General features: G+C 64.4%; 5 protein-coding genes. 4 read left to right on the top strand and 1 reads right to left on the bottom strand.

The annotated features are described in order from the left end of the window. The 4 genes from AC1DS3_RS35755 to AC1DS3_RS35740 form a co-directional block, all read left to right on the top strand. On the top strand, window positions 1-797 hold a 797-nt coding region (locus AC1DS3_RS35755), incomplete at its 5' end, for a type VI secretion system baseplate subunit TssF (RefSeq protein WP_477129056.1). 74 nt (window positions 798-871) lie between these two features. Then, on the top strand, window positions 872-1,861 hold the full coding sequence (tssG, locus tag AC1DS3_RS35750) for a type VI secretion system baseplate subunit TssG (RefSeq protein ID WP_441636483.1): 990 nt from the start codon (window positions 872-874) through the stop codon (window positions 1,859-1,861). Between the two features lie 59 nt (window positions 1,862-1,920). After that, window positions 1,921-2,526, top strand: coding sequence for a type VI secretion system lipoprotein TssJ (gene tssJ / locus AC1DS3_RS35745; RefSeq protein ID WP_477129055.1), 606 nt, complete (start codon window positions 1,921-1,923; stop codon window positions 2,524-2,526). Between the two features lie 126 nt (window positions 2,527-2,652). Then, window positions 2,653-3,975, top strand: a complete 1,323-nt coding sequence (locus AC1DS3_RS35740; protein WP_477129054.1) for an XAC2610-related protein — start codon at window positions 2,653-2,655, stop codon at window positions 3,973-3,975. Window positions 3,976-4,053: 78 nt separating this feature from the next. On the opposite strand, the gene AC1DS3_RS35735 is transcribed toward AC1DS3_RS35740, so the two are convergent. Continuing rightward, window positions 4,054-4,312, bottom strand: a 259-nt coding sequence (locus tag AC1DS3_RS35735; protein ID WP_477129053.1) for an amidase family protein, incomplete at its 5' end; no start/stop codon positions are given.

Below are 4,312 nucleotides of genomic sequence, written 5' to 3'. Positions count from 1 at the left end.
GGGCCATGGAGCAACACGGGCAGCATGTCGAAGCGTACTCGGTCGACACCGTGCGGGGCTTCGAGGCCGCGAGCGGCGCGCGCTTCGAGTACGCGCCGTTCGCCGCCTTTCGCCACCGGGGTGGCATGCTGCGCCACGAGATGCCGGAGCGCTACTTCCACACCCGCGTGCGCCGCGGGCCCTCGGGCAAGTTCGACACCTGGGTGGTGCTTGGCGGCCATGCCTGGGAGCAGCAACAGACCCTGCCCGAGGAGACGCTGTCGCTGTCGGTCACGGGCACCAACGGCATGCTGCCCCGCAAGGGCCTGCGCGAGGCCGGCATCACGCATATGCGCGACGGGTTCGCCAACATCGGCACCGTGCGCAACCTGACGGCGCCGACCCTGCCGGTGTACCCGCCCACCGCCGACCGCTTCCACTGGCGCGTGCTGTCGCACCTGGCGCCAAACTACCTGTCGCTGCTCGATGCCGAAGTCCTGCGCGGCAGTCTTGCCCTCTACGACTGGACGGAAGGCGAGATGAACCGCCGGCGCATCGACGCCATCACCGACGTGCGGCACCGGCCCCTGCAAAAGCTCGTCAAGGGCGGCCTGCTGCGCGGCGTGGAGATCGAGGTGGTGCTGGACAGCACCCGCTTTGCCGGCGAGGGTGACGTCGAGCTCTTCGGCGAGATGCTCAACCGGTTCCTGTCGCTCTATGCCACGCTGAACCTGTACACCCGGCTGGTGATCGTGTCGCAGCCAAGCGGCAAGCGGCTGGCATGGCCCGACAGCAAGGCAGAGGGGGCACCGTTTTGAGCCTGCCGAAACTGACAGCAACGCAGGCGCAGGAGCGCGCCTTGCTGCCGGCGCTGCTCGCCCAAGCGCCGCAGATGAACTTCTTCCGGCTCTGCGAGCTGATCGAGTTGTCTGCACCGCAGCGTCCGCCGCTGGGCACGACCGATTCCCCGGCCAATGAACCGGTGCGTTTCCGCTCGCATGGGCGGCTGGGCTTCCCGGGGCGGGAGATTGACGCGGTCGAGCACGACAGCGACCACCCCGAGCGGCCACCGGTGGTGCGGACCACCTTCCTGGGCCTTTACGGCGTGGATGCGCGCATGCCGTCCTACTTCGTGGACGAGATTGCCCAGCGCCGCGACGGGGCAGAGCCGCTGGCGGCCTTGCTGGACCTGTTTCACCACCGGATCGTCACGCAGTTCTACCGCGTCGCGCGCAAGTACCGCTATCCGGTGGGCTTCCGGCAGGGTGGACAAGACGGCGGGCAAGACGACGTGTCGTGTTACCTGCTGAGCCTGCTCGGGCTGGGCCTGGGCAAGCCGGGTGCCGAAGAGGCCGTCCCCACACGCAAGCTGTTGTCGATGCTGGGACTGGCCAGCCAGCGCACACGCACCGCCGAGGGCCTTGCCGGCGTGCTGCAGCATGCCGTGCCAGACGCGCGCATCACGGTGGAGGAGTTCTACCCCGTGTGGGTACGCCTGGACGCCACCGAGCGGATGCCGTTGGGGGAAAACTGTGTGCTCGGGCGCGGCTTCTATGACCGCGCAAACACCGTACGCGTGGTGATCGCGCCGCAGGAGCGCGACTCGGTGCTGGGGCTGATGCCGGGCCGTGCCATGCACCGGGAGGTGACGGCGCTGTTGCGCTTCTGCCTGGGCTATGCAGCGCACGCGCATCTGGAGATGCATGTGAGGCCCGCACTGATGCCGGCGCCGGCCTTGAATTCGGACCAGGTGAGCCTGGGCTACACCACGCAGCTCAGGCAGCCCGACGAAGCCGAAGCCACGGGCGCCAGCGATGCCGTCACCCGTGTGCAGCTCGGCAACTGGCGCGGGCACAGCTCGGCGCTGCCAACGCAACGCTGAACCCGCACTGTCAATGAAACGCAGCAACACGCTACAGCTACACAAAGAGGATCAATACGATGAGGCGACAGCTTCGAAACGGCGGCCTACTGCTGGTTGCCACCCATATAGCCGGTTGCGGCGTGGGCCAGGCCGTCAAGGACAGCACGGTGGAGGCGGCGAAATGGGCCTTCACGACGCAGGTCAAGACCATGCGCCTCGATCTGACCAGCCGGTCGTCGTTAAATACAAACGGCGCCGGGCAATCGTTGTCGACGGTGGTGCGGATCTACCAGCTGAAATCGCCGCAGGCCTTCGAGCAATTGACCTATGCGCAGTTGCAGACGAATGATCTCGTTTCCCTCAAGCCCGATCTGCTGGCGGCCAAGGACGTCATCCTGCGCCCCGATGCGAGCGTGAGCCTGAGCGAGCCGATGCATGCCGAGGCGGAGTATGTCGGGGTCATCGCGCTCTTCCGCAGTCCCGGCAAGGAGACGGTCTGGAAGCTGGTGGTGCCCAAGAAGCAGTGGAAGAAGACCGATCCGGTGAGGATCGAGGTGCGCGGCAGMACGCTGGAGCTGGCGGGAGCCAGCTTTGGCGGTCCGGGCGCCGTGGATGGCGGCGTCATTGTGCGTTTCGCCAGCACGCTCCGCGATAGTGAGTACATTGCGCCACATGTAAGTTAAGCTGCGGCTTATGACGACTGCATTCCCGCAATTTCCTGATATATCGCCGTGCTACTTCCCAAATGCCTTAGAGCCACTTCTGCCACTTCAGCTGCTTCCGTCGCTCTGGCCCTCGCTATCGCGTGCTTGAATCCGGCGTTCGCGGACGATTTCCTGGTGCCAGGCATTTATCGTGTCGAGCCAGACTCCCATCTGAGCCCGGCCAACAGAGTGCCGGAAGTCGAGCCAACCCGCTTCAAGGAGCGTTTCGAGCACGCCCTTCCCAAGTCGGCGGATATCACCTATGCCGTGGTGTCGCACGAACCCGGTTCGGGCGGCAACAGGGTGCACTTTCTTGTAGACAAGGACTACAGGACCGACGTGAACTCCGCGAACAAGCTATGCGTGGCCTACGCCTTTCCGGGCTGGAACGACTACTCGGCATCCCAGCCGTTCTGCCGAACCAACATTAGCAACGAGTCTGAGGCACTGCTGAAACGGCAGACGGCGGCGGCGTTCACCGTGACCTGGCAGCCCAGGAAGACGTACCTGAGCACTGAGACCATTCGGCCACAACGCAAGCCGACGGCCGACGAGGTCGGCGCTTGCGCGCTTGGCGTATGCAGCCCCGAGGCGTATGGCAAGGGGGTCAACCATTATGAGATGGCTTACTACGCGGATAGCTTTGCACTCGACAGGGTCCGGCCTTACCAGACAATCTTGTATCTCACCAAGGAGGTGCCATTGTTTGCCCGAGCCGAACGTGACACGATCCTGACCCGTCTCGGCGCGGGGACTTATGTTCCCGTCCTCTCCGCGGATGCGCGATGGTACGAAATCGAGCGCGTCGGGCGGGACGGCTCGATCACCCACGKCTGGATCGACCGCGACGATGCGGTCGCCGTGAATTGGGTTGCGCAACGTGCCAGAACGAGCAATTTCCTGTTTCGCGTCGCATTTATCGAGGGCGAGCTCACATCCGACTCCCCGCATGTGGTCGCCATTGAGATCATCGATCGGAAATCCGGAGTTCGTACTCAGGTCATTCGTGACTTTGATTCCGATCCCGGCTTTGCGGCGCCCGCGGATGCCTTGCGCGTGGTGGACGCCAATTTCGACGGCTATCCTGACATTGCGATTTTTGGCATGTCGGGAGGCGCCGGTCCGAACAGTACTGAGAACTTCTTCCTGTTTGACGCTGCCCGGCGGCGGTTCGTTTTTGATGAGACCTTGTCGGGACTGTCGCAGATCGCCATCGACTCCCGCACGCGCACCGTGCATTCGGCGCAGCGCAATAGCTGCTGCAGCCACTCGGCGCAAACTTACCGTTACGTCGGCAGAACACTGACGCTGGTTTCGACCTGGGACGAAAGCCTGACGGCCGACGGCAAATGGCTGGAGACAACCATAGGCCGCACGCGCAACGGGGAGCTGCATTACCGGACACGACGAACAAAGCCGAAGCGGTGATACGCCAGGGACGGCGTGGCGCACCCCGCCTGCCGCTTGCGGGATGGCCCGTTGAATGCGCAATCCCCAAGCGGTGCCTTACCCCATCATCGCCGACGGCAGCCGCTTCCCCACCCAATCCCGCTCTTCTTCATAGGCCCGCGCCAGGCGCAACACCGACAAATCGTCCCGCGGCCGCCCAATCAACTGCATCCCCATTGGCAACCCCTGCGGCCCAAATCCCACCGGCACGCTAATCGCCGGACATCCCGACAGCGTCCAGGGAAACACCACTTCCATCCAGCGATGATAGGTGTCCATCTCGCGCCCGGCGATCTGCTTCGGCCAGGGCTGGTTC

The organism is Cupriavidus sp. 01L46, assembly GCF_056399905.1.
The sequence above is the reverse complement of the archived record's forward strand: the minus strand, read 5'-3'. Positions and strand labels throughout refer to the sequence as shown.